Raw genomic sequence first — 23,407 nt, 5'->3', positions numbered from 1 at the left:
CCCCCAAGCACACATGTCCGCTAGTGCGGCCGGCGAAGCAGACGGCACCAGCCACCGGCATCATCGCAGCGCCCAGCCACAAATAACGGACCAAGCGCCGGATCTACCCGAGCGGAGAAACGGCAAGAACCGATGCGTTCGAACAAATCGAGATGCTCGACAACCCAGTTCGCCGGCATTGTTCCTCTGGCGACTTGTCACCTGCAGAGTTTGAACGACGTGTGCGCACGCGATTAACGCAGAGCCACCTGAAGACGAAGACCGGCAACTGACAGCGTTCGAAGAGGCCGCGGCAACCACGGAAGATGAACAGAAGCCGTCCCTGCAGACACAGGAGCGGCCTCCAAATTGGTGCCCGAGGCCGGAATCGAACCGGCACGCCTTTCGGCGAGGGATTTTCTTACCACTTCGGCTTTCGCCGCCAGCGCATGCGCTGTTCGTGGTCTGGAGCACGCCTTCACCATAGCCTTGCGACCGTAGGTGCCCGCCGTCTGCTCTCTACACCTTCCCAGACGTTGAGTCTGGACTTGGCTCGGCATTGGCTCGGACACCAAGGCATCCAGGGCTTTCGCCGACTTTGACGGGCTTCACTTCGGGCGTTTCCACCCGAAGGCTCAAATTGTTTAAGTCCCTTGTGTCTACCGATTTCACCACTCGGGCAGTACATGGTGCGCTTGTGCACACCATTCCCACTGCTGACTCACGCTTGGCTCCTGCCAAGCCACGAAGCTATATCTTGAATGCTCACAGACCACTGTCAACCCCGGATCTTTTGCATCTACAGCAAAAGCTCGGAAAACTTGACAAAACGGATCTCAAGTCCAATACGTCCACCAAGTTCGCCATCTTGGCCTAGTGACGTTAGCGTGCCTGATCGCGTGCAAATTGAAAACTAGTCCGCGCTCATCCATGGCGTCAAATGCAGCACTCATCACGCAGCCATTGAATAACCCGGTCACGGCGCGCAATCAATGGGGTACGCGACACTGACGCTGTGGACCGGGGCAGCCATCGTTGAGACGTCGTGCCAATCGCCATCGCCGACGGGACAACCGACCATCTGAACCAATGCAAACACGATCGCCGCATCACAGGGCCGAGGACAGGTCACCGCAATGACGTACCATCCTCGCCAACGCCAGCAGACATAGCCGCGACATGTCGTTGCAAAGAGAGCTAGCGCGATGCCTCGGAGGGCTGTAGAATCGATGGCCTAAAATGCGGGAATAGCTCAGTTGGTAGAGCGCAACCTTGCCAAGGTTGAGGTCGCGAGTTCGAGTCTCGTTTCCCGCTCCATATTCAGCCCAATCGACATCCATCGATAGCGGCCAACTTTTCAGATCAAAAACCTTGCTCCTTTTCGCCCCCGCCTAGATCCACTCGGCAATGGCGTTCTACGCATTCAGAACCATATCGACACACGCACCGCTGCTATAGATGCCGAACTAATGGCATCAGGCAATGGATGGGCATGAAAGTGGAGTCTGGCTGCCGCAAGCAATAAGTGCCAACCGGCATGGGCGACAAAAACCAACGATGATCGATCCTCTCACCTGCAAGGCACGATGCAGGCAATCGCCTGCCGCACCAAAGTGACTCCTAATGGAATTGCGGAAAAAATCAGGGACGCAGAAACAGATCTAAGTCGTTGAATCGAGATGGAGGCCTGGGTCGGAATTGAACCGGCGTACGCGGATTTGCAGTCCGCTGCATAACCACTCTGCCACCAGGCCGATGGACTAATAATTTCACGTCGGAGCGCTATCGCCACGCTCGACAAAAACAAAGCCCCGCTGCCGGGGCCTCTGTCGCAGAAGTTCCACACCCTCTGCACTTGCAACCCAAGAACCTGATTCGAAAGAGTTTTTCAAATCGAACCGATATGCAAGGGAATGCATTGTGGACCAAGCTCCACAGGTTGGCAACCCCGCCTTTACCAAGACCGACACCGCTGTCGCACACCGCGAGTTTTACCAGCGACAGCGTTGGCCTGGCATGAGCAAGGTGAATGTGTGTGACACCACCAGAGCAGCGCGATGTTGTCTGGACCGATCCAGGCTAGGTGCATACGTTACGACGCCGCCAAGCATTCGACAGGCCTGTGATCCATACGCAATCATCGCTGCTCAGACCAGCAGGCGCGTCGCGTAGTTACAGGCATTGCGGCACACATCCGAGGGCATCCTCGAAATCCGTCACAGCGCTCCAGATGCGGCATAGACCCTACGCACCGCCGCCCCATTGGACCGTACAACGCCAATGAGCCTCGACGCAACGCTACATATATCGCCAGACACAAAAAAAGGGCTTCCGCCCCTTTTTGTTTTATCGCAACAGGACTTACGGCAACACTATAAATCCTGAATATGGAGCGGGAAACGAGACTCGAACTCGCGACCTCAACCTTGGCAAGGTTGCGCTCTACCAACTGAGCTATTCCCGCTTGAGGCCGCGCATTCTACCCGGAACACAGAAGCTGTCAACCATTGCCTTCGATTTTTTTGGCGCCCTTCTCCGCCATCGCCGCACGCTCGTCGGCACGCAGGCTCGGCCACGCAGCATGCAGGTACTGGATCCCCGACAGCAGGGTCAGGATCGCGGCAATCGCCAGCGTCCAATCACCGACGTGGAAGATGAACAAGCCCATCCACACGCTCTGCGGCGGCGAACCATCGGGCATCACCGAATACAGCAGGCATAACAACGCGACCATCTGTGCGGTGGTCTTGATCTTGCCGATCATCGCCACCCGCACCTTGGCGCGCTGGCCGATTTCGGCCATCCATTCGCGCAACGCCGACACCGCGATCTCACGGCCAACGATCACCGCGGCCCAGAACGCCATCCATGGGGTCGGATGGCCCTGCACGATCAAGAACAGCGCCACTGCCACCATCAGCTTGTCGGCAACCGGGTCGAGAAACGCACCGAATGCCGAATATTGGTGGTAGCGCCGCGCCACCCAGCCGTCCAGCCAATCGGTGAATGCCGCCAGGCCGAAGATCGCTGCGGAAGCGAAGTTGGTCCAGGTGTACGGCAAATAAAACACCAGCACCAAGACAGGGATCATCACGATCCGCAGCAGCGTGAGCCAGGTAGGGATGGTCAACTTCATTGCGCTGCTCTACTCGCCTGCCGGGTCGGGGACCGGCAGTCCATGCAGGTTAGCGTAGATTCGCGCGGCCAGTGCGTCGTTGATGCCGTCCACCCGCGCGATCTCCGCTTCACCGGCGGCCTTGAGTCCAGCCAGTCCTCCAAAATGCTTCAGCAGGCTGGCGCGGCGGCGTGGGCCAATGCCCGGAATGTCTTCGAGTTTGCTGGTCATACGGGCCTTCTGGCGACGACCGCGATGGCCAGTGATGGCGAAGCGATGCGCCTCGTCTCGCACCTGCTGGATGAACTGTAGCGCCGGCGACGCCGCGCCAGGACGCAACTCGCGCCCGTCCGGCATCACCAGGGTCTCGTGACCGGCGCGGCGTTCCACGCCTTTGGCAACGCCGATCAGCCGCACGCCTTCCACGCCCAGCGCGATCAGCGCCGCGCTGGCTTGCGCCAACTGACCGGCACCGCCGTCGATCAGCAGCACATCCGGTAGCACTGGCTCCGTCTTGACCTCGCCTTCCAATGCACGCCGGAAGCGGCGCTCGATCGCCTGACGCATCGCCGCATAGTCGTCGCCCGGCTCAATGCCGCTGATGTTGTACCGCCGATATTGACTTCGCACCGGGCCACTGGCGTCGAAGACCACGCACGACGCCACCGTCGCCTCGCCCATGGTGTGGCTGATGTCGAAACATTCCACGCGTTTGACCGGCTCCTCCAGCTCCAGCATTTCGCGCAACGCCTCGCTGCGAGCATGCTGCGCTTGATGGCTGCTCAGTTCGCTCACCAGCGATGCCTGCGCATTGCGGCTGGCCAGTTCCAGATAGCCGGCACGCTCACCGCGCACGTTCCATTTCAGTTGAATCTTACGCTCGGCAGCCGAACTCAATGCCGCTTCGATCAGGGCGGCGTCGGCAATCTCGCGGTCCAACAACACCTCGCGCGGCGGCGGGTGTTCGGCGTAGTACTGCGACACGAACGCACCCAGCACTTCAGCCGCACTGTCCTCGCCATTGGTCTTGGGAAAAAACGTGCGCGTCCCCAGGTTGCGGCCATCGCGGAAGGCCAACAACAGCACACAGGCATGGGCGCCCTGGGTGGCACAGGCGAGTACATCCAAATCTGCCGCGCGACCATCGACATATTGCCGGGTCTGCATGCTACGCAGCGCGCTGAGCAGATCACGCAAGCGGGCGGCGCGCTCGAACTCAAGCCGCTCGCTGGCCATTTGCATCGCCTGCACCAGCTCCTCGCCGAGCTGGTCGCTGCGCCCATCTAGGAACAGCATCGAGCGGCGCACCGCTTCGGCGTATTCGTCGGCGGCCACCAACGCCACGCATGGCGCGCTGCAACGGCCGATCTGGTATTGCAGACACGGCCGCGAACGATTACGGAATACGCTGTCCTCGCAGCTGCGTAGCTTAAACAGCTTATGCATCAGGTTGAGCGTCTCGCGCACGGCGGTCACGCCGGGATATGGGCCGAAATAGCGCCCGGGCACCGCGCGCGGCCCGCGATGCAAGGCGATCCGCGGCCAGTCCTCGCGGGTCAACAGCACATAGGGATAGCTTTTGTCGTCGCGCAACGACACGTTGTAGCGCGGCGACAACGATTTGATCAGTTGATTTTCCAGCAATAACGCTTCGCCCTCGCTACGGGTGACGGTAACGTCCATGCGCGCCACCTGCGCCAACATGGTCATGGTCCGTGCGTTTTTCGGCGAGCCGCTGAAGTAACTGGATACGCGCTTGCGCAGCGCGCCGGCCTTACCGACGTACAACAACGTGTCGTCGGCGGCATACATGCGATACACACCCGGCGCAGTACTGAGGTTGGCGGCAAACGCCTTACCGTCGAACGCGGGTAATGCCGAGGCGCTCATTCGCTGATCGGCACCTCGCTCAGTTCACCGCTACCGAGGTCGTAACGCAACACGGCATGCGCATCGGCCTCGGCGATCCACACCGCCCCGGCACTGACCGCCAGCCCGGCCGGACCGTGCAGACGCCGCGGCAACGCCACCGTGGACAGTTCACCGCCGCCCAGACGCAGGCTGCGCAGACTGCCGTTGCCGCTATCGGCGATCCACAAATGCAGCGCGTCCGGACTCAGTGCAATCGCTTGCGGGAATTGCAGCCTGGCACGGCTGCGCGGGCCGTCCTCATGACCGAAATCCCATACTCCCTGCCCGCCGAGCAAGGTCTGCACCAAGTCGCCACGCAGCTGCATCGAACGCACCGACGATCCCAAGGCATCGCAGACATACATCACCTGATTCACCACAGCCAGGCTGCACGGTTGCGCGAACGCGGCCAGATGGGCACTGCCGTCACGCAACTCCAACGTGCCCGAACCGGCACACCGACGCAGGCTGCGGCTACCCAGGTTGTAGCTCCAGATGCAGTTGTCGCCGGCCATCGCCAAGTACACTTGATTGTCAGCAACCACCAGATCCTGCGGGTGGTTCAACGACACCAGCAGCGGCTGCTCCACCAGTCCTTCGACCGGCTCGCCAGCACGACCGTTACCGCATAGCGTATCGACCTGGCCAGTCAACAGGTGGATACGGCGCAGTGCGTGGTTGCCGGTGTCGGCGACGTACAGCACGCCACGCTGCAAGGCCAACCCCTGCGGGCGATGGAACGCCGCCTGACCGAGCTCACCGTCGATGAAATCCGCGGTACCGGTGCCGAACTGGCGCAGCAAACGGCCACTGGTGGTGCATTCGAGAATGCGATGGTGACCGCTGTCGGCGATATAGAGGCGATCTTCATCCAAAGCCAAACCTGCCGGGAAACGCAACATCAAGCGCGGCTCGGGCTGAGTCTCAGGAACCTCGGGCAACTCGTCGTCCAGCGACAACGGCTGCTCTGCGCACAACGCGTGCAGCGCCCTGTCCAACTCGGCACCGCCGATCCCGACCAAGCGCTCGCACTCCAAGCCAGCGGCATCGAGCAGCACCAACGTCGGCCAGGATTGGATGTTAAAGCGCTGCCAAATCGCCCAATCCGCATCGAGCACGATCGGCGCCGAAATACCCTGGCGACGCAGCAACTTCAGCGCGCCCTGCGGCGCGCGTTCGTTGTCGAAGCGCGGCACCTGTACCACGATCATCTGCAACCGGCCGGGATTGCGCACCTGCCAGTGGCTCACTTCGGCCAAACGCTGCATGCACCACACCGAGGCAGCGTTGACGAAAGCCAAGACGACAGCGCGCCCCTGCTGTTCGCGCAGCGCGGTCGGCGCCACATTCAGCCAGACACTGGACGACGGCAGTCCCAAATCGACAATGGAATTCATCGGTCAATTATGCCGGAGTCGAGGGTAACGAACAGCCGCGCCAAACTACCGACTGCGGCTTCGTCTACCAAGCGCCAAACACGCTCGAAGTGCGCGCTGCTGCCGGTGTAAGGATCCGGAATTTCCTCACCTGCAGCGACTCCGGCCCAAGGCAACCACAGCGCCATCTGCGCACGCGCCGCGACCGGCGCGCGCCGACGCACGTCTTGCAGATTGCTGGCATCGGCGCACAAGATCCAGTCGAACGCAGCGAAATCGGCATCGCACAGCGACCGCGCACGCAGCCGCGAAATATCCACGCCGTGGCGACGGGCACAAGCGATCGCACGCGGGTCTGGCGGCTCGCCGCGATGCCAATCTCCGGTGCCGGCGGAATCCACCTGTACCTGCGCAGCCAGTGGCGAGTGCTGCAAGTGATGACGCAACACGCCTTCGGCCATTGGCGAGCGGCAGATATTGCCCAGACAGACCATCAACAACTTCATGCCAAGGCCTGCAGACGTGCCTCGGCACGGGCCAGATCTTCCGGGGTATCGACCCCGGGCGGGAACGGAGCCGGCGACAACGCCACCGCGATACGGAAGCCGGCCTCAAGCACACGCAACTGCTCCAACGATTCGATCTGCTCCAGTTGGCCCGGCGACATCGCCGCAAACCTGCGCAAGAAAGCGGCGCGATACGCGTAGATGCCGATATGACGCAGCCATGGACCGGGCAGGGACAGGTGCGTGCGGGAAGTGGTAAACGCCTCGCGGTGCCAGGGAATCGGCGCGCGGCTGAAATACAGCGCGTCGCCCTGCGCGTTGCGCACCAACTTGACGACGTTCGGATCGAACAGGTGGTCGGCCGCGTCCACCGGCGTGCCCAGGGTCGCCATTTCGGCGCCACTGTCGGCCAGTGCCTGCGCCACTGCCACGATGCCTGCGGCAGGCGCGAACGGCTCGTCGCCTTGCAAGTTGACGACCAGGGTCGCATCGTCCCAGCCGGCGATATCGGCGCATTCGGCCAGGCGATCGGTGCCCGAGGCGTGCTCGGCCGAGGTCGCCGCCACATGCACGCCGTGCAGATCCGCCACCGCCTCGGCAATGCGCGCATCGTCGGCCGCCACCCATACCTGCTGCGCGCCAGCGGCCAGCGCGCGGCGCGCCACATGCCGGATCAACGGCTCATCGCCGAGCACGCGCAACGGCTTGCCCGGCAACCGCGAGGCCGCGTAGCGGGCAGGAATGGCGACCACGAACGACGGCGGCGAAACAGCGTCGCTCATACGGCAGCGGTGCCGGCAGCGGCAGGCGAACGCAGGAAATATCGCGATACGAACATCATTGATGGTCTCTCCGCAGGGTTGTCCTGAATGGCCAAATAAGACGCGACCCGGATACACACGCCGCGTGCGATCGCAGCCTCGCGGCGCTGCATACCGCATTGTATCGGCGACAGCCGAAGCACCACCGAGGCTGGCGACACCATGCGTCTACCAGGATTCTATCGCGCTGTGCCAGCGGACACCGCGCAAGTCATATTCCTCTGCACGCGGGCACCTCACTCAGCGACATTGCCGGCACGGCCACGCAGCTTGTCCAGCCGATCCAGCAGGGCAACCCAAAATGCCGCTGGCAATTCGGCGACCAGCGGCACGCTGAAGCACCAATCATCGACAAGCGCGGCACACTTGACCGCATCCTTCTCGGTCATCAACACCGGCAACTCGCTGCCAAAGGCCAGGTCTGCGGCACTGTAACGATGATGGTCGGGAAACGCATGTGGCACCACACCGATGCCATGCGCGCGCAACATGGCGAAGAAGCGCTGCGGATGCGCGATGCCCGCCACGGCATGCACACGCTGGCCGGCAAAACTTTGCAACGACCGCCCGCGACCACCGCGCATGGGCTGCGCACTTTCGATGCGCAACCGCATGGCCCACTCGCCGAAACCGACCTGGACCTCTCCACTGTCGCTGGCCTGGCCCAGGTTGACGACCCGAAAGTCGCATTCGCCGCCGCGTGCGACCGGCTCGCGCAGTGGCCCGGCCGGGAGCAGACGCGCATTGCCGTAACGACGCTGGCCGTCCACCACCTCGATCTCAACGTCGCGCTGCAACCGATAGTGCTGCAATCCATCGTCGCAGACCACGATGTCGCAACCGGCCTGCAGCAGTGCGCGTGCCGCGGCAACGCGGTCGCGATCCACCCGCACCGGCACGCCGGTCTTGTGCGCGATCAGCACCGGCTCATCGCCACCGAGCTCGGCGCCTGTGCCTGGCTCGATCCAGCGCGCGACCTGATCCTGACGACGACCGTAGCCACGCGAAGCCACCCCCGGCGTCCAGCCTGCTTCTTGCAGACGCCGCACCAACGCGATGGTCAACGGTGTTTTGCCGGTGCCGCCAGCGGTGAGATTGCCCACCACCACCACGGGCACAGGGAGACTGTGACGCGCGCGCCAGCCACGACGATACAGGGCGCGGCGCAGCGCGATCACGCCCGCGTACAACGGCATCAGCGCGCGCGCCCACAGCGGCGCGGTGCCGGCGCCGTACCAATAGGCTGGGGTCTGCCGCCCGCGTTCTTCGCTCATTCGAACGGCCTTTCGCGAAATTGCATGCGGTGCAGATGCGCGTAGACGCCGCCCAGCGCCAGCAGTTCGCGATGAGTACCGCGTTCGACGATGCGGCCCTGGTCCATCACCAACACCTGGTCGGCGTGTTCGATGGTGGACAGGCGGTGCGCGATGACCAGCGTGGTGCGCTCGGGCATCAACCGATGCAGCGCGTCCTGCACCAACCGTTCCGATTCGTTGTCCAGCGCTGCGGTAGCCTCATCGAGGATCAAAATCGGGGCATCCTTGAGCATCGCGCGGGCAATCGCCAGACGCTGGCGCTGGCCGCCGGACAAGCGGCTCCCCTTGGCACCGACCTGCGCCTGCATCCCCTCGGGTAACTGCTGAACGAACTCCATGGCATTGGCACTGGCAATGGCATGTCGCAGTTGCGCCGCATCAGCTTCGCGCATCTCGCCGTAGGCAACGTTCTCGGCGATGCTGCCATCGAACAGCATCACCTGCTGCCCGACCAGCGCAATCTGCCGACGCAGATCGGCCAGACGGTAATCTTGCAACGGCTGGCCATCGAGCAGGATCTGGCCGGACTGCGGGTCATAAAAGCGTGGGATCAGCTTGACCAGGCTCGATTTACCACTACCGGAACGACCAACGATGGCGGTCACGGTTCCAGGTGCAGCAACGAAACTGACCTCCGCCAAGGCCGGGCGGACCTGCCCCGGATAGGTGGCCGTCACCTGCCGGAATTCGATCCGCCCCTGCGCACGGTCGATGCGACAGATGCCGCTGTCCTGCTCTTCCGGCGCATCCAACACCATGAACAGCCGCTGCGCCGAGGCCACACCGCGTTGCAGCATGTTCTGTACGTTGGTGAGATTCTTCAATGCCGGGATGATCGCCATCATCGCGGTCATCAGCGAGACGAACTCGCCTGCGGTCAGGCGCCCGGCCAAGGCCTCGTGACCAGCGATCAGCAACAGCGCAGCCAGACCGATCGCACCAAGCAGTTGCACCGCAGCCGAGGAGATGCCACGGGTGGACTCGACCTTCATCGCCAGACGCAGGTTGGTATCGGCCAGATCCTGGTAGCGTTGCATCTCGCTGTTACGCGCGCCGTAGACCTTGACCTCCTGACTGCCGGACAGCGCCTGCTCGGCGGCCTGCATCAATTCCGCATTGCTTTCCTGGATGCGGTGACTGACCCGACGGTAGCGCTTGGCCACCCGATCCATAACCCAGGCCAGCGGCGGCGCCACCAGCAAAATGGTCACCGTCACCGTCCAGCTGTACCACAGCATCACTGCCAACGCGCCGACGATCTGCAGGGTCTGCTGCACCATCACCTTCATCGCATCGACCGCCGCCTGCGCCACCTGGTCGCTGTCCGAGCCCAGCCGCACCAACATCGAGGTCACCGGTTCGGCGTCAAAGCGACTACCCGGCAGGCGCAGATACTTGTCCAGCACGTTGACGCGGAAATCGCGGGCGATGCTGCGCGCCGCGCGCCCCATCGCCATATCGGTGAGGTAACCGGCCAGACCACGCAATACGAATAAGCCGACGATCTGCAGCGGCAGCCACATCGCCACCTCGCGGTTGCGGGCAATGAAGGTCTCGTCGGTGATCGGCTTCATCAGCGCCAGAAAACCGGAGCCGGCCACCGCTTCCAGCAACGCTCCAACCACGGCGATCAATAACAAGCCACGGTAGCCACCGGCATACGATAAGAGACGGCGATAGGTCCGCCAGGGCGAATCCTGGTGGGGCGGGGCGAATGCTGCGTTCACTTGGAGCTTCCGTCCCTGTTGACGTCGGGCGCAGTGGCGATGGCGATGCGGCGGAAACCAAGCTGGCCCAGCGCATCCTGTACGGTGACCACCGCCTGATACGGGGTACGCGCATCGGCGCGCAGCAGTACCGGCTGCATGCGGTCGTCGCCAGCAATCTGGGCGATGCTGCGCTTGACCGATTCCACATCAGTGCGCAGCACTTCTTGATCGTTGACGAAGTAATGGCCATCGGCATTGATCAACACGCTCAGCGTGCGCGGCAGCACCGGTGTGTGCTGGTCGCTGGCGTTGGGTAGCTGCAATTGCAGCGTGGAGCGAGCATCGAAGGTCGTGGTCACGACAAAAAAGATGATCAGCACCAAGATGACGTCGATCAGCGGCACCAGATCGATATGCGGCTCGTCCTGGCCGCGCTCGTCGCGAATCCGCATCGGCTCAGCCCTTGGCCGCAGCGGCGGCACTCTGCGCAGCCGGTCGTGCGGATGCCGCCGGTACGCCAGTACGGCCGTGGCCCTCCAACGCGTCGGTCAACGCGGTGGCCTCCTGCTCCATCTCGATGATGTAGCCAGCGATACGACTTTTGAAATGACGATGGAAGATCAATGCAGGCACCGCGATGATCATGCCGGTCGCCGTGCACACCAGCGCCTTGCCGATACCGCCAGCAAGCTGGTTCACGTCACCGACACCATGGTCGAGGATGCCAAGGAACATCTGGATCATGCCGACCACCGTGCCGAGCAGACCCAACAGCGGTCCGGCCGAGGCCACCGTGCCCAAGGCATTCAGAAAACGTTCCATCCGATGTACGACATGACGGCCCGTATCTTCGATGCGCTCGCGCACGATCTCGCGCGAACGGTGGCGCACATCCAGGCCAGCGGCCAGCAGCGCGCCCAACGGCGAATTGCGCCGCAACGATTCGATGTGGGTCGGATCGAGCTTGCCACGGGTGGCCCAATTGCGCACTTCCTGACCCAGCCCCGGCGGCAAGACTTCACTACGGCGCAGGCTCCAGAACCGCTCCAGGACAATCGCCAGCGCGACCACGCCCAACAGCAGCAATGGCACCATCGGCCAGCCACCGGCCTTGACCAGTTCCAACACGTCGCACCCCTCCGGCACGTTAGGCCGTTCTTTCACAGGCCGATAGGATAGCAGCCGTCCGCGCCCGCTCCGCCGCATCCCACAACCGCGCCCGCCATGCCCGCCGCTGGCGCAGTTGCACGCCGGCATGGCCCAGCCAGACGCGCAACGCGCCTCCCTGGGCGGTGCACGCGACCTGCGCACCGGCGGCTTGCCAACGTGCGACCACCTCCGGCCGCGGATGGCCGAAACGGTTTCCCTCGCCCGCCGAGATCAGCACCAGCCGCGCGCCGGTGGCGGCGATGAAAGCAGGTTGCGAAGCATGCGCACTGCCATGATGCGGGGCCAGCACCACCTCGGCACGCAGGTCTTGTGGTGCCTGACGCAGCAGCCGACGTTCGATCACATCGCTAATATCTCCGGTGAGCAGCACCGCACCATCGCCACTTTCGACGCGCAAGACACAACTCGATTCATTGTCGAGATAGGGAAAGCCGGAAGGTGGATGCAGAAAGCGGAAGCGCACGCCGTCCCACTCCCAGCCGGTTCCCGCCACACATGGCCGATCCACCCGTACCGGCGCACCGGCCGGCGCCTGCGCCAAACCAATCGGCAAGGCAGCGCGGACGGCTTCGAAACCGCCAGCATGATCGTTGTCGCCATGGCTAATCACCACCCGCTGTAACCGCGCCACGCCAAGCGCATGCAGCGCCGGCACCACTGCTCGCTCGCCAGCGTCGTACCCATCCTTGACCGCAGGGCCGGTGTCGTACAGCAATTGATGCCGCGCGGTACGCACCAGCACCGACAATCCCTGCCCCACATCGATCATCACCAATTCCACCTCGCCAGGCGCCGGCAGCTCCAATGGCGGCCAGAACAACGGCAACCACAACAATGCCGCCAACGGCTTGCCCGGCACCGCACGCGGCAACAACAACCAGAACGCACCAAGCAGTGCCAGGGGCAGCGCCCAGTCGCGCGCCTCCGGCAACCACCACAAAGCAAAGCGGCTCTCTCCCAGCATGGTGAACACAGGCCAGGTCAGATCGAAGCAGAACGCTGCCACACGCCACACCCAAATGCCGGCTCCGACGTGAACCGTGTCCAGCGCAGTCCCGAGCAACGCCAACGGCACCACGACCAGACTCCACCATGGGATCGCCAGCAGGTTGGCCAATGGCCCGACCGCCGAAGCCTGGCCGAAGAGCATCGTGCTCAACGGCAATAAACCCAGCGTGGCAACGCCCTGCGCCGACAAGAACTCGCGCAATTTATCGCGCCAACCACTGCCGGCCTTCTGCATACACCAGACCAACCAGGCGACACCGAAGAAACTCAGCCAGAAACCGGCCGACAGTACCGCCAGCGGATCGGCGACCAGCATCACGATCGCCGCCAGCGCCAACGCATCGACCACTCGCACCGGACGCCGCCACAAGCGCGCGACTAACACCACCGCGATCATCAACGCGGTGCGGACCGTGGGCAGCGCCATGCCCGATAGCACGGTATAGCCTGCTGCGCCGAACATCGCCAGCATGGCCGTCGCCTGGTGGCGTGGACATGATCGTCCCAGACGCGGCCACAGCCGCCACAAGCCACCCGCAAGCAAAGCACAGCCACCCGCGACCAACCCAACATGGAAGCCGGAAATGGCGATCAGATGAGTCAGCCCTGCCGCGCGCAGGATGCGCCAGTCACGATCGTCCAGGCGCCGAGTGTCGCCCAAGGCCAACGCCTGCACGTAGCGCGACGATGCGCTCGGCACGGTCGCAGCAATGCGTGCCGACACGCGCTCACGCCAAGCATCAATGCCCTGCCCGGGCGCCAATTGCACTGCGGCGCGCGGCGCGACCACATAGCCGCTGGCCGCGATCCGTTGCGCGAGCGCATATGCCTCGGCATCGAAACCGCCAGGGTTACTGAGACCGCGCGGCGCACGCAGGCGCAAACTCAAGCGCCAGTGCGCACCGGCACGCAAGGCCGTGCGCGGCCCTGGCAACCGCGTACCGAAGTCGTCGTACCAGGCCAGTTGCAGCAGGCGTCCACGCAGCGGTGCCGGTTGTGCCGCATCGGCATCCACCCGGATCAGGAAACGGGTGCGCCGCGGCTGCGCCTGCGGCAACTCAACCACCTGGCCACTGAGGGTGGTCACGCGGTTTTCCCAATCCGGGGGTAACTGCTGTGCCAGTACCCTCCCAGCGATCAATCCCAACCAGCCGGCACCGAACGCAAATGCGCCCAACCAGCGCCAGCGCGGGGATAAACAAAACAGTAGCAGGCCGCCAAATAGCGCCACCAGCGACAGCGGCCATGGCAGCAAACGCGGCAGCCACAGCGCGGCCAGCACGCCTGCGGCGAGACTGACCGCAATGGCGATGCCGAACGGTGCGACCGCCACACCCTGCGGGGCCAGATTCGCTCGCACCGTGATGCGCATGGACTGAAGACAACACGGCATGCGACCGCCCCTCCCTGGCATGGATGCAGACACCGGTGTGGATGCGTCGCCAGCGCACGTCGCTCGATGCCAGGCTCAGCCTCGCGCAGCCGGCACCGCTTGGCTATCGGACAAACACCTCGCAAAGCATCGGAGTTTGCTGGTCGCCGCCTGCGCGACGCCGTGCAGGCGACAACGCGTATACACGGTGCATAGGGCGCCAAGGACAGCAAAGACGCGCCGCGCCGCACGCGATGCCGCAGCATCGGCGGCGGCGAATCAGACCTCGGCGAGCGCGAGTTCGCGCAGCTTGCCCTGGTGCAGTTCCAGCACACGGTCGAGCTTGCGCGCCAGACTGCGATCGTGGGTGACCAGCACCAGGCTGGTCCCATGTGCGCGATTGAGTTCGAGCATCAGCGCGAACACGTTGGCGGCGGTCTTGTCGTCGAGATTGCCGGTGGGCTCGTCGCCGAGCACACAGGCCGGACGGTTGACCAGGGCACGCGCCACCGCGGCACGCTGGCGTTCGCCACCGGACAATTCACCCGGCTTGTGCTCCAGGCGATGCCCCAGACCCACCGATTCCAGCAAGGCGCGCGCGCGCGCATCGGCTTCGTTCACCTGCGCTCCACTCAGCAATACCGGCATCATCACGTTTTCCAACGCGGTGAATTCGGGCAACAAATGATGGAACTGATAGACGAAACCCAGCGAGCGGTTGCGCAGCTGCCCACGTGCCGCGTCGGTCAGCGCCGACATGCGCTGCCCGGCGACGTAGACCTCGCCTGAGGTAGGCACGTCGAGGCCGCCAAGCAGGTGCAACAAAGTACTTTTGCCTGCACCGGAGGCGCCGACGATGGCCACCGTCTCACCCGGGGCCACGCTCAGGTCCAGTGCGTCGAACACCGGCGTGCGCATCTTGCCTTCGGCGTAAGTCTTGGCCAACGCTTCGGCGCGAACGGCCTCCCCGCCCAACGGCGACACCGCAGGTTGACGATTCGCCATCTCCGATTGCGGTTGCTTACTCATAGCGCAGCGCCTCCGCAGGTTGCGTGCGGGCCGCGCGCCACGCCGGATACAGCGTGGCAAGAAAACTCATCAACAACGCGACGACGGTGATCACGACGACGTCGCGCGGTTGCATGTCGGTCGGCAAGCCGGTGATGTAGTACACATCCTCGGGTAGCAACTTGATATTGAACACCGCTTCGATGGCGGCCAGGATCCGCTCCAGGTTCAAGGTCAGCACGACGCCACCGATCACTCCGGCGACGGTGCCGATCACGCCGATCAGCGTGCCCTGCACCATGAACACCTGCATCACCCCGCCGGGACTCAACCCGAGCGTGCGCAGGATCGCGATGTCGGCCTGCTTGTCGGTCACCAGCATCACCTGCGAGGACACCAGGTTGAACGCGCCCATCGCGATGATCAGCGACAACAAGATGCCCATTACGGTCTTTTCCATCTTCAACGATTGATAGAGGTTGGCGTTCTCGCGGGTCCAGTCACTGACCATGTATGGCCCACGCAGCTTCAACGCCAGGTCGCGGGCCACGTTCCAGGCCAGATCCATGTCGTGCAATTTCAGCCGCACGCCGGTGACGCCGTCGCCCATGCGCAGCACCCGCTGCAGATCCGCCATGCTGGTCACCGCCAGACCGCGATCGACCTCGTTGTAGCCGGCCTCGAAGATACCGCTGACGGTGAAGCGCTTGTAACGCGGCACCATGCCCATCGGGCTGGCCTGCGGTTCGCCGAGCATCACCACCACCTTGTCGCCCACGGCCACGCCCAGCCACAACGCCAGTTCCTGGCCAAGCACGATGTTGTAAGAGCCGGGGACCAAGCTGTCGACCGACCCCTGCTTCATCTTCTGCGCCAGCACCGAGACCTTGGCTTCCTGCGCAGGCACAATGCCGCGCACGATCGCCGGCTGGTTACGCAGACCAGTCAACAGCGCCTCTTCCTCGACATAGGGCGCGGCGCCGGCCACGCGCGGATCGCCCATGGCCACGTCCACCGCGTGCCGCCAATCCTGCATCGGCGCGCCCTGCGCGCTGACCGTGGCATGGGCCGCCATTTGCAGGAGTCGGTCGCGTATCTCCTTCTGGAAGCCGCTCATCACCGCCAGCGTGGTGATCAGCACCGTCACACCCAGGGCGATGCCGAGGATCGAGGCCATGGAGATGAAGGAGATGAAGTTGTTGCGGCGTTTGGCACGCAGATAACGCAGGCCGATGGCCACGGGTATAGGTTTGAACATGCGCAGCCACCATCCAGGGAGCGCTATGGTGCCATTTGCGGCGGCGCAGACGAAGCGGCATGGGCCTGTGCGGCCAGACGCAGTTCACGTCGTGCCGGCGCCGGCAGCGTATCCGGCCACCACGCCAGGTGCCGCAACCGCCCTTGCGCATCACGCCAGCGCAAGAATGCCAACGGCCCACGCCAGTGGACCTGCAGCGCGGTCACCGGCGTGCCGTCCACTGTGGCAGTACCAGCCCCTGCCGGGATCAGCACGATGCGAGGCAGACGCCCAGCTTCGCGGCGCAATAGCACCAGCGCATAGAACAAGGCGAGCAGTGCCGCCGACCACGCCACGCCACGCGGCAGGTCCGAACCGAGGATGGACAGCGGCGCCAGAACGCCCAGCAAGCTCAACGCGGCCAGCAGCCAGCGCGAGGGACGCCATTCAAGCCGGCATGGCGCGGATGGTGGCGATGAGATCGGCGGCACGCGCATCGGGACAAGCCTCATACCCCATGAACCAACGCCATAATTTATCGTCCTCGCAATCGAGCAGGGATAGGAAAACCCCGCGTTCGACTGCCGGCGCCTGTGCCCAACGCTGGTCCAGGTATCGGCCAAACAGTTGGTCCAGCTCGCGCATGCCGCGCCGGCAGCGCCAGCGCAGCTTTTTCAGTTCGGTGGTGTCGTCCATCGTATCGCCCCTTGCCTGGTGACGGCGCGCGGCAGCGGTCGCCGCAACGAACGCGGCACCGAATCGCAGCATCGGTGCCGCGCGGTCGGCGGGCAGGCCCGCCGCAGTGAAACCGCTCGCAGAGCCGATCCGATCAGGCGCGACGCGCCATCATCAGCTTCTTGATTTCGGCGATCGCCAGCGCCGGGTTCAGCCCCTTCGGGCAGGTCCGCGCGCAATTCATGATGGTATGGCAGCGATATAGCTTGAACGGGTCTTCCAGATCATCCAGGCGCGCACCGGTGTCCTCGTCGCGCGAATCGATGATCCAGCGATAGGCCTGCAACAGGATGGCCGGCCCCAGATAGCGCTCGCCGTTCCACCAGTAGCTCGGGCAACTGGTCGAGCAGCAGGCGCACAGGATGCATTCGTACAGGCCGTCGAGCTTCTTGCGATCCTCCGGCGATTGCAGTCGCTCGCGATCCGGCGGCGGCGGGGTCTGAGTGCGAATCCAAGGCTTGATCGAAGCGTACTGGGCGTAGAAATGGGTCAGATCGGGGACCAGATCCTTGACCACGCTCATGTGCGGCAGCGGGTAAATCGGCACTTCCCGCTTGCCGCAATCGGCAATCGCCTTGGTGCAGGCCAGCGTATTGGTGCCATCGATATTCATCGCGCACGAACCACAGATTCCCTCGCGGCAAGACCGGCGGAAGGTCAGGGTCGGGTCGATTTCGTTTTTGATCTTGATCAGCGCGTCCAGGACCATCGGACCGCACGCGTCCAGATCCACCTCGTAGGTGTCGGTGCGCGGATTGCTGTCGTCGTCCGGATTCCAGCGGTAGATCTTGAAGGTGCGCACATTCTTCGCGCCCTTGGCGGGATAGTGCTTGCCCTTGCCGATCGTGGAATTCTTGGGGAGGGTGAACTCTGCCATGGCTGTTCTCGTTGGCTCAGGCTTGCATGCGCGGGAAGGAGATCCGCACCGCACGCATGTTTAGGAAAAAAATGTCGCTGACGATAGAGAGGGCGGCGCAGACCAAGGCCCAAGCCCCTCTCTCGGTACGCAGCATCAACCGTTCAAACAGGAGACGCAATGCAAACCGCAGCCCAAGCGCGATCACGGTCAGCGACAGCATGTTGGATTGCATCGCCGATCCTGCCCTCGGATCAATACACGCGCGGCTTCGGCGGCACCACGTCCACGTCATTGCTGAGCGTGTACATATGCACCGGGCGATAGTCGAAGCTGCATCGGCCCTTGTCGTCGACGGTGACCAGGGTGTGCTTCTGCCAGTTGGCGTCGTCGCGGTCCGGGAAATCCTCGTGTGCATGCGCGCCGCGGCTTTCCTTGCGCTGTTCGGCCGAGTTGATCGTCGCCACCGCATTGAGCAGTAGGTTGTTCAATTCGTAGGTCTCGATCAAGTCGGAATTCCACACCAGCGAGCGGTCGGACACCTTCACGTCCTCGAAGCTGGCGAAGATCTCCGCCATCTTGTCCACACCTTCCTTCAGCGTCTTGCTGGTGCGGAATACAGCTGCATCCGACTGCATGGTGCGCTGCATCTTGTCGCGAATCACCGAGGTCGGGGTGCTGCCGTTGGCGTGGCGCAGCTTGTCCAGCATGCCCAGTGCCTTGTCGCAGGCGTCGCCCGGCAGGTCCTTGTGCGGCGCGCCGGTCTTGATTGTCTCGGCACAGCGGTTGGCCACCGCGCGACCGAACACCACCAAGTCCAGCAACGAGTTGGACCCAAGACGATTGGCGCCATGGACCGACACGCAAGCGGCCTCGCCGATGGAGTACAGACCAGGCACCACCGCATCGGGATTGTCGCCGTCCTTGCGCACCACTTCGCCGTGGTAGTTGGTGGGGATACCACCCATGTTGTAATGCACGGTCGGCAGCACCGGAATCGGTTGTTTATGCACATCGACGCCGGCGAAGATGCGCGCGCTCTCGGCGATGCCGGGCAATTTCTCGTCGATCACGCCCGGGCCCAGGTGGGTCAAGTCGAGCAAGATATGGTCCTTGTGTACGCCGACACCGCGACCTTCGCGGATCTCGATGGTCATCGAACGCGACACCACGTCGCGCGAGGCCAGGTCCTTGTAGTGCGGCGCATAGCGCTCCATGAAACGCTCGCCGCTGCTGTTGCGCAGAATGCCACCTTCGCCACGCACGCCCTCGGTAATCAGGCAGCCGGCGCCATAGATACCGGTTGGGTGGAACTGCACAAACTCCATGTCCTGCATCGGCAAGCCGGCGCGCATCACCAAGCCACCGCCATCGCCGGTGCAGGTGTGCGCGGAGGTGGCGCTGAAGTAGGCGCGACCGTAGCCGCCGGTGGCCAACACCACGCCATGGGCGCGGAACAGATGCAACGATCCTTCGGCCATGTCCAGCGCCAGCACGCCACGGCACACGCCCTCTTCGTCGAAGATCAGGTCGAGCGCGAAGTACTCCACCATGAAGCGCGCATTGTGCGCTAGCGACTGCTGGTACAGCGTGTGCAGCATGGCATGGCCGGTGCGGTCGGCGGCAGCGCAGGTGCGCTGCGCCGACGGGCCTTCGCCGTATTTGGTGGTCATGCCGCCGAACGGACGCTGATAGATCTTGCCATCCTCGGTACGGCTGAACGGCACGCCATAGTGTTCGAGCTCGATGATCGCCGGGATCGCCTCGCGGCACATGTACTCGATCGCATCCTGGTCGCCCAGCCAGTCCGACCCCTTGATGGTGTCGTAGAAGTGGTAGCGCCAGTCGTCCTCGCCCATGTTGCCGAGCGCGGCGGAGATGCCGCCCTGCGCGGCCACGGTGTGCGAACGGGTCGGGAAGACCTTGGTCAGGCAAACCGTCTGCAGGCCCTTCTGGGCCAGGCCGAAGGTCGCACGCAAGCCAGCGCCGCCGGCGCCGACGACGACCATGTCGTACTTGTGTTCGGTGATCTTGTAAGCGGACATCGAGTCTGAATTCCTGTTACCGGCGCCGATCAGGCGCTGCCCAGCGCAATGCGGGCGACCGCGAATACACCGACGATTGCGCCGAGCACGGCGATGAACTTCACCGTGGTCTGCAGCGCCAGGGCCAGCAGCGAGTTGTGCACGTAGTCTTCGAGAATCACCTGCAGTCCGATCTGCGCATGCCAGAACATCGCGATCAAAAAGCCGACCAGCAGCACGGCATTCCACGGTTTGGCGACCGCCTGGGTCGCGGTGACATAGTCGGCACCGAGCAAGCTCAGCACCAACGTCAGGAACCAAATGGTCAAGCCGACCAGGGCGGTGGCGGTGAGCCGTTGCAGCACGAAGTGTTCGGTGCCGGACTTGGCCGCGCCCAAGCCGCGGACGTTCTTCAGCGGGGTACGGTAGCGACTCATGCGGCAGCTCCGGTGAGGACGTCCACCCAGATCAGCGCCACGATGACCAGACTGCCGATCACCGACAACCAGCTGCTGCGCAAAAACGCGGGAATGCTGAAGCCGTGACCGAAGTCCTGCACGATGTGGCGCAGGCCGTTGCACAGGTGGTAGGCAAACGCCCAACTCCAGGCGAACAGGAACACCTGGCCGTACCAGGCGCCGGCCAATGCACGGAAGCAGTCCCATGAGGCCTGCCCGCACATCAGCTGCAACAGCGCAGCGACGATGAGCAACGCACCGAACGCCAGCACGATACCGGTGGCGCGGTGGACGATGGACGTGACCATCTGGATCTGCCAGCGATAGACCTGCAGATGGGGGGAGAGAGGACGTTCACGGGTCGCCATGCGCTTGGCTCGTTATCTCGGCTGGGCGGCGTGCTTAAGGCCGCGTTGGCTCACAACTGCTCAGAAATCGATGCAGCGTCCGTTTTTTTCCCAGTCGCCGTAGCGCGTCGGCTCGAGGCCGCCGCGACCGCCGATCTCCGGTGGCGCAGGCGCTGGACGCGGAGGGGTCTCCTCGGCAGGCCGCTGCGTTTCGGGGTCGGACTCGGGTATGGGGGTTGGTTGGACTATCATACGGGTCTCACAACGGCTGAATTTTAGTCCTCCCCTCCCGTGCCTGACAACCTGAATCTGGATTCCGGCGGTTTTTCCGCCCTGCCACACCTGGAATACGTTGCATTGCGCGGTCCGGATGCAGTCGCCTTCGCCCAGGCGCAGTTCGCCAACGACGTGCAAGCGCTGCGAGTGGGCCAGTGGCAGTGGAACGCCTGGCTCAACGTAAAAGGCCGGGTGATCGCCCTGTTCGCGCTGTTACGGCAAGCCGACGACACGCTGCTGGCATTGCTGCCCGATGGCGGCGCCAGCGAACTGGCCGCGGCGCTGGGCCGCTTCGTGTTCAGGCGCAAACTGCGCATCGACGCCGAAGACGACCTGCGCGCCCATGGCCGACTGAGCCTGCCGGCGCAGGCACAAGGCGCGCTGTCGGCAACCGGCAAGGACGGGGCGATCGAGCTGGACATGGGCGGCGACGGCCTGTCGCGCACACTGCGTCTGATGCCGGCGCAGGCCACGCTTGCGGCCGATCCGGGCATGCTGGATGCCTGGCGTGAGGCCGACCTACGCCTGGGTCTGGCCCGGCTGGCCCCGGACCAGCGCGAGCAATGGACCCCGCAGCAACTCGGGCTGGACCGACTGCACGCCTTCAGCGTCAAAAAAGGCTGCTACCCAGGCCAGGAAATCGTCGCCCGCACCCATTTCCTGGGCAAGGCCAAACGTGCGTTGCAATTATTGGAACTGGAGGCCCCGGTCGCGACCGGGGCACCGGTCCTGCGCGAGGGCGAGCCGATCGGCAGCGTCATCAGCATCGCCGGCACGCTGGCGCTGGCGGTACTTCCGCTGGAAGAGACGCCGCCCAGCGGACTACAGGTCGAAACACGCGCGGCGCACTGGCAGCCGCTGCGCGAGGGCTTGGCACGCTGAGCACGCCCCCGATGCGGGGTCAGCCCACCGCCAACCGATTGCCGCTGTCGGCATCGAAAAAATGCAGCGCAGCGCCGCGTACCGCCACCGACAGATGCTCGCCCAGACCGGGCAGCGCGCGCGGCGCCACCCGCATCACCAACGGCTGCGCACCATGGCGAAGGTTGACGAAAATCTCGTTGCCGACCGGCTCCACCACATCAACGACCGCATCGAATCCTCCCTGCGCATCCACGCTCGGCTGCAGATGCTCCGGACGCACGCCGATCGCAATCTGCCGACCAATCCACTGCGACGCGACCTGCGCACCCGGCAGCGGTATCCGGCTGGCGTCGGCCAGTTGCAATTGCAAACCGTCGTCTTCGCACAATTGCCCGCGCAGCACATTCATTGCCGGGCTGCCGAGGAAACCGGCCACGAACAGGTTGGCCGGGCGCTCGTACAGTGCCATCGGCGCGTCGATCTGCTGGATGACGCCATCCTTGAGCACGACGATACGCTGGCCCAGCGTCATCGCCTCGACTTGATCGTGGGTGACGTAAATCATGGTGGTGCCAAGTTTGCGATGCAGCTGCGCGATCTCGGTGCGCACCGTGTGGCGCAGTTTGGCATCCAGGTTGGACAGCGGCTCGTCGAGCAGGAACACCGCCGGCTCGCGCACCAGCGCACGCCCCAGTGCCACGCGCTGACGCTGGCCACCGGACATGGCGCGCGGCAACTTATCCAGCATCGGCGTCAGGCCCAGGGTCTGCGCGGCGGCGGCCACGCGTTGACGGATGACCGCCTTGCTCTCCCCGCGCAGCTTGAGCCCGAATGCCAGGTTCTCGGCCACGGTCATGTGCGGATACAAGGCATAGCTCTGAAACACCATGGCGATGTCGCGATCCTTCGGCGCCACCTCGTTGACCACACGCTCGCCGATACGCAATTGGCCGCTGCTGATCTCTTCCAGCCCGGCAATCATCCGCAACAACGTGGACTTACCGCAGCCCGACGGCCCAACCAGTACCATCAACTCGCCGTCGGCTACGTCGAAACTGGCCCCCTCCACGGCCACCTGACCGTTGTCGTAGACCTTGCGGATGTTGTCCAGTCGTACTTTCGCCATGGTGCGGATCCGGTTTCCGGCAAGAGGAACGGGCTGCCGCCGGTCCCTCCCGAAGGCAGCGCAGAAGGCAGCGCATGTACATGCACATGCGGGTCGCATCGTGCCGGCACACCGGCAACAATGACGCACGATACGGTATTCTGACATGTAACCGTTTCCACGATCCGAGCTTGCGCCGGAGTAGGGCCTGCAA

At 63.9% G+C, this 23,407-nt stretch carries 21 protein-coding genes, 3 tRNA genes and 2 pseudogenes; 3 read left to right on the top strand and 23 right to left on the bottom strand.

Annotated features, from left to right (window positions below; genetic code table 11):
- Positions 1 to 86: 86 nt before the first annotated feature.
- Together XalbCFBP2523_RS02300 and XalbCFBP2523_RS02295 are read left to right on the top strand one after the other, a co-directional pair.
- Positions 87 to 272 (top strand): annotated as a pseudogene (locus XalbCFBP2523_RS02300) (hypothetical protein); the annotation flags it as partial.
- Positions 273 to 1,220: 948 nt separating this feature from the next.
- Positions 1,221 to 1,296, top strand: a tRNA-Gly gene (locus XalbCFBP2523_RS02295).
- Between the two features lie 363 nt (positions 1,297 to 1,659).
- On the opposite strand, the gene XalbCFBP2523_RS02290 is transcribed toward XalbCFBP2523_RS02295, so the two are convergent.
- From XalbCFBP2523_RS02290 to XalbCFBP2523_RS02185, 22 genes and pseudogenes are all read right to left on the bottom strand, one after another.
- Positions 1,660 to 1,733, bottom strand: a tRNA-Cys gene (locus tag XalbCFBP2523_RS02290).
- Positions 1,734 to 2,367: 634 nt separating this feature from the next.
- Positions 2,368 to 2,443 (bottom strand) — tRNA-Gly (locus XalbCFBP2523_RS02285).
- Between the two features lie 36 nt (positions 2,444 to 2,479).
- Entirely contained in the window at positions 2,480 to 3,115 is a 636-nt protein-coding gene (gene pgsA / locus XalbCFBP2523_RS02280) for a CDP-diacylglycerol--glycerol-3-phosphate 3-phosphatidyltransferase (protein WP_012916300.1), read from the bottom strand.
- A gap of 9 nt (positions 3,116 to 3,124) precedes the next feature.
- Positions 3,125 to 4,984, bottom strand: coding sequence for an excinuclease ABC subunit UvrC (gene uvrC, locus XalbCFBP2523_RS02275; protein ID WP_045765883.1), 1,860 nt, complete (start codon positions 4,982 to 4,984; stop codon positions 3,125 to 3,127).
- A complete protein-coding gene (locus XalbCFBP2523_RS02270) occupies positions 4,981 to 6,402 on the bottom strand; it encodes a nhl repeat protein (RefSeq protein WP_045765884.1) in 1,422 nt (473 codons plus the stop codon). Before XalbCFBP2523_RS02270 ends, uvrC begins: the two co-directional genes overlap by 4 nt.
- Entirely contained in the window at positions 6,399 to 6,887 is a 489-nt protein-coding gene (locus XalbCFBP2523_RS02265; RefSeq protein WP_012916303.1) for a low molecular weight protein-tyrosine-phosphatase, read from the bottom strand. The genes XalbCFBP2523_RS02270 and XalbCFBP2523_RS02265 overlap by 4 nt, the downstream gene beginning before the upstream one ends.
- Positions 6,884 to 7,669, bottom strand: coding sequence for a 3-deoxy-manno-octulosonate cytidylyltransferase (gene kdsB / locus XalbCFBP2523_RS02260; RefSeq protein ID WP_045765885.1), 786 nt, complete (start codon positions 7,667 to 7,669; stop codon positions 6,884 to 6,886). Before kdsB ends, XalbCFBP2523_RS02265 begins: the two co-directional genes overlap by 4 nt.
- A gap of 275 nt (positions 7,670 to 7,944) precedes the next feature.
- Positions 7,945 to 8,982: a tetraacyldisaccharide 4'-kinase gene (gene lpxK, locus XalbCFBP2523_RS02255; protein ID WP_045765886.1), complete on the bottom strand. Its 1,038-nt coding sequence runs from the start codon at positions 8,980 to 8,982 to the stop codon at positions 7,945 to 7,947.
- On the bottom strand, positions 8,979 to 10,751 hold the full coding sequence (gene msbA / locus XalbCFBP2523_RS02250; RefSeq protein ID WP_045765887.1) for a lipid A export permease/ATP-binding protein MsbA: 1,773 nt from the start codon (positions 10,749 to 10,751) through the stop codon (positions 8,979 to 8,981). The genes lpxK and msbA overlap by 4 nt, the downstream gene beginning before the upstream one ends.
- Positions 10,748 to 11,185 carry an ExbD/TolR family protein gene (locus XalbCFBP2523_RS02245; protein ID WP_045765888.1) on the bottom strand — a complete coding sequence of 146 codons (438 nt, stop codon included), beginning with the start codon at positions 11,183 to 11,185 and terminating at the stop codon, positions 10,748 to 10,750. Before XalbCFBP2523_RS02245 ends, msbA begins: the two co-directional genes overlap by 4 nt.
- 4 nt (positions 11,186 to 11,189) lie before the next feature.
- Positions 11,190 to 11,861 carry a MotA/TolQ/ExbB proton channel family protein gene (locus XalbCFBP2523_RS02240; RefSeq protein ID WP_045767603.1) on the bottom strand — a complete coding sequence of 224 codons (672 nt, stop codon included), beginning with the start codon at positions 11,859 to 11,861 and terminating at the stop codon, positions 11,190 to 11,192.
- Positions 11,755 to 14,283: pseudogene (locus XalbCFBP2523_RS02235) on the bottom strand (DNA internalization-related competence protein ComEC/Rec2). Before XalbCFBP2523_RS02235 ends, XalbCFBP2523_RS02240 begins: the two are co-directional and overlap by 107 nt.
- A gap of 279 nt (positions 14,284 to 14,562) precedes the next feature.
- On the bottom strand, positions 14,563 to 15,288 hold the full coding sequence (gene lolD, locus XalbCFBP2523_RS02230; protein ID WP_045766733.1) for a lipoprotein-releasing ABC transporter ATP-binding protein LolD: 726 nt from the start codon (positions 15,286 to 15,288) through the stop codon (positions 14,563 to 14,565).
- A 16-nt stretch (positions 15,289 to 15,304) separates the two neighbouring features.
- Positions 15,305 to 16,549 carry a lipoprotein-releasing ABC transporter permease subunit gene (locus XalbCFBP2523_RS02225; RefSeq protein ID WP_045765890.1) on the bottom strand — a complete coding sequence of 415 codons (1,245 nt, stop codon included), beginning with the start codon at positions 16,547 to 16,549 and terminating at the stop codon, positions 15,305 to 15,307.
- A gap of 23 nt (positions 16,550 to 16,572) precedes the next feature.
- Positions 16,573 to 17,025 carry a hypothetical protein gene (locus XalbCFBP2523_RS02220; protein WP_045765891.1) on the bottom strand — a complete coding sequence of 151 codons (453 nt, stop codon included), beginning with the start codon at positions 17,023 to 17,025 and terminating at the stop codon, positions 16,573 to 16,575.
- Positions 16,976 to 17,224, bottom strand: coding sequence for an FAD assembly factor SdhE (locus XalbCFBP2523_RS02215; RefSeq protein ID WP_045766734.1), 249 nt, complete (start codon positions 17,222 to 17,224; stop codon positions 16,976 to 16,978). Before XalbCFBP2523_RS02215 ends, XalbCFBP2523_RS02220 begins: the two co-directional genes overlap by 50 nt.
- A gap of 133 nt (positions 17,225 to 17,357) precedes the next feature.
- Entirely contained in the window at positions 17,358 to 18,140 is a 783-nt protein-coding gene (locus XalbCFBP2523_RS02210; protein ID WP_045758162.1) for a succinate dehydrogenase iron-sulfur subunit, read from the bottom strand.
- A gap of 16 nt (positions 18,141 to 18,156) precedes the next feature.
- Positions 18,157 to 18,354, bottom strand: a complete 198-nt coding sequence (locus XalbCFBP2523_RS02205) for a hypothetical protein (RefSeq protein WP_045758163.1) — start codon at positions 18,352 to 18,354, stop codon at positions 18,157 to 18,159.
- A gap of 19 nt (positions 18,355 to 18,373) precedes the next feature.
- On the bottom strand, positions 18,374 to 20,164 hold the full coding sequence (gene sdhA / locus XalbCFBP2523_RS02200; protein WP_012916315.1) for a succinate dehydrogenase flavoprotein subunit: 1,791 nt from the start codon (positions 20,162 to 20,164) through the stop codon (positions 18,374 to 18,376).
- Positions 20,165 to 20,193: 29 nt separating this feature from the next.
- Positions 20,194 to 20,580, bottom strand: a complete 387-nt coding sequence (sdhD, locus tag XalbCFBP2523_RS02195) for a succinate dehydrogenase, hydrophobic membrane anchor protein (RefSeq protein WP_012916316.1) — start codon at positions 20,578 to 20,580, stop codon at positions 20,194 to 20,196.
- A complete protein-coding gene (sdhC, locus tag XalbCFBP2523_RS02190) occupies positions 20,577 to 20,969 on the bottom strand; it encodes a succinate dehydrogenase, cytochrome b556 subunit (protein ID WP_045765892.1) in 393 nt (130 codons plus the stop codon). The genes sdhD and sdhC overlap by 4 nt, the downstream gene beginning before the upstream one ends.
- Positions 20,970 to 21,029: 60 nt before the next feature.
- Complete coding sequence (locus XalbCFBP2523_RS02185) at positions 21,030 to 21,200, bottom strand: DUF1674 domain-containing protein (RefSeq protein WP_080928110.1); 171 nt, start codon at positions 21,198 to 21,200, stop codon at positions 21,030 to 21,032.
- 39 nt (positions 21,201 to 21,239) lie between these two features.
- Between XalbCFBP2523_RS02185 and ygfZ the strand changes: the two genes are divergently transcribed.
- Entirely contained in the window at positions 21,240 to 22,106 is an 867-nt protein-coding gene (gene ygfZ, locus XalbCFBP2523_RS02180) for a CAF17-like 4Fe-4S cluster assembly/insertion protein YgfZ (RefSeq protein ID WP_045765893.1), read from the top strand.
- 19 nt (positions 22,107 to 22,125) lie between these two features.
- On the opposite strand, the gene XalbCFBP2523_RS02175 is transcribed toward ygfZ, so the two are convergent.
- Complete coding sequence (locus XalbCFBP2523_RS02175) at positions 22,126 to 23,214, bottom strand: ABC transporter ATP-binding protein (RefSeq protein WP_045765894.1); 1,089 nt, start codon at positions 23,212 to 23,214, stop codon at positions 22,126 to 22,128.
- Between the last annotated feature and the right edge of the window lie 193 nt (positions 23,215 to 23,407).

The organism is Xanthomonas albilineans (assembly GCF_002939705.1).
GTDB lineage: Bacteria > Pseudomonadota > Gammaproteobacteria > Xanthomonadales > Xanthomonadaceae > Xanthomonas_A > Xanthomonas_A albilineans.
The sequence above is the reverse complement of the archived record's forward strand: the minus strand, read 5'-3'. Positions and strand labels throughout refer to the sequence as shown.

What these genes read in the sequence shown, in the direction of transcription:
- uvrC (WP_045765883.1), bottom strand. Translation starts at nt 4,984, where the DNA reads ATGAGCGCCTCGGCATTACCCGCGTTCGACGGTAAGGCGTTTGCCGCC.
- lolD (WP_045766733.1), bottom strand. Translation starts at nt 15,288, where the DNA reads ATGGCGAATCGTCAACCTGCGGTGTCGCCGTTGGGCGGGGAGGCCGTT.
- sdhA (WP_012916315.1), bottom strand. Translation starts at nt 20,164, where the DNA reads ATGTCCGCTTACAAGATCACCGAACACAAGTACGACATGGTCGTCGTC.
- pgsA (WP_012916300.1), bottom strand. Translation starts at nt 3,115, where the DNA reads ATGAAGTTGACCATCCCTACCTGGCTCACGCTGCTGCGGATCGTGATG.
- XalbCFBP2523_RS02265 (WP_012916303.1), bottom strand. Translation starts at nt 6,887, where the DNA reads ATGAAGTTGTTGATGGTCTGTCTGGGCAATATCTGCCGCTCGCCAATG.
- lpxK (WP_045765886.1), bottom strand. Translation starts at nt 8,982, where the DNA reads ATGAGCGAAGAACGCGGGCGGCAGACCCCAGCCTATTGGTACGGCGCC.
- XalbCFBP2523_RS02225 (WP_045765890.1), bottom strand. Translation starts at nt 16,549, where the DNA reads ATGTTCAAACCTATACCCGTGGCCATCGGCCTGCGTTATCTGCGTGCC.
- XalbCFBP2523_RS02215 (WP_045766734.1), bottom strand. Translation starts at nt 17,224, where the DNA reads ATGGACGACACCACCGAACTGAAAAAGCTGCGCTGGCGCTGCCGGCGC.
- XalbCFBP2523_RS02175 (WP_045765894.1), bottom strand. Translation starts at nt 23,214, where the DNA reads ATGGCGAAAGTACGACTGGACAACATCCGCAAGGTCTACGACAACGGT.
- XalbCFBP2523_RS02185 (WP_080928110.1), bottom strand. Translation starts at nt 21,200, where the DNA reads ATGATAGTCCAACCAACCCCCATACCCGAGTCCGACCCCGAAACGCAG.
- XalbCFBP2523_RS02245 (WP_045765888.1), bottom strand. Translation starts at nt 11,185, where the DNA reads ATGCGGATTCGCGACGAGCGCGGCCAGGACGAGCCGCATATCGATCTG.
- XalbCFBP2523_RS02270 (WP_045765884.1), bottom strand. Translation starts at nt 6,402, where the DNA reads ATGAATTCCATTGTCGATTTGGGACTGCCGTCGTCCAGTGTCTGGCTG.
- kdsB (WP_045765885.1), bottom strand. Translation starts at nt 7,669, where the DNA reads ATGAGCGACGCTGTTTCGCCGCCGTCGTTCGTGGTCGCCATTCCTGCC.
- XalbCFBP2523_RS02220 (WP_045765891.1), bottom strand. Translation starts at nt 17,025, where the DNA reads ATGCGCGTGCCGCCGATCTCATCGCCACCATCCGCGCCATGCCGGCTT.
- sdhD (WP_012916316.1), bottom strand. Translation starts at nt 20,580, where the DNA reads ATGAGTCGCTACCGTACCCCGCTGAAGAACGTCCGCGGCTTGGGCGCG.
- XalbCFBP2523_RS02210 (WP_045758162.1), bottom strand. Translation starts at nt 18,140, where the DNA reads ATGGCAGAGTTCACCCTCCCCAAGAATTCCACGATCGGCAAGGGCAAG.
- XalbCFBP2523_RS02205 (WP_045758163.1), bottom strand. Translation starts at nt 18,354, where the DNA reads ATGCAATCCAACATGCTGTCGCTGACCGTGATCGCGCTTGGGCTGCGG.
- sdhC (WP_045765892.1), bottom strand. Translation starts at nt 20,969, where the DNA reads ATGGCGACCCGTGAACGTCCTCTCTCCCCCCATCTGCAGGTCTATCGC.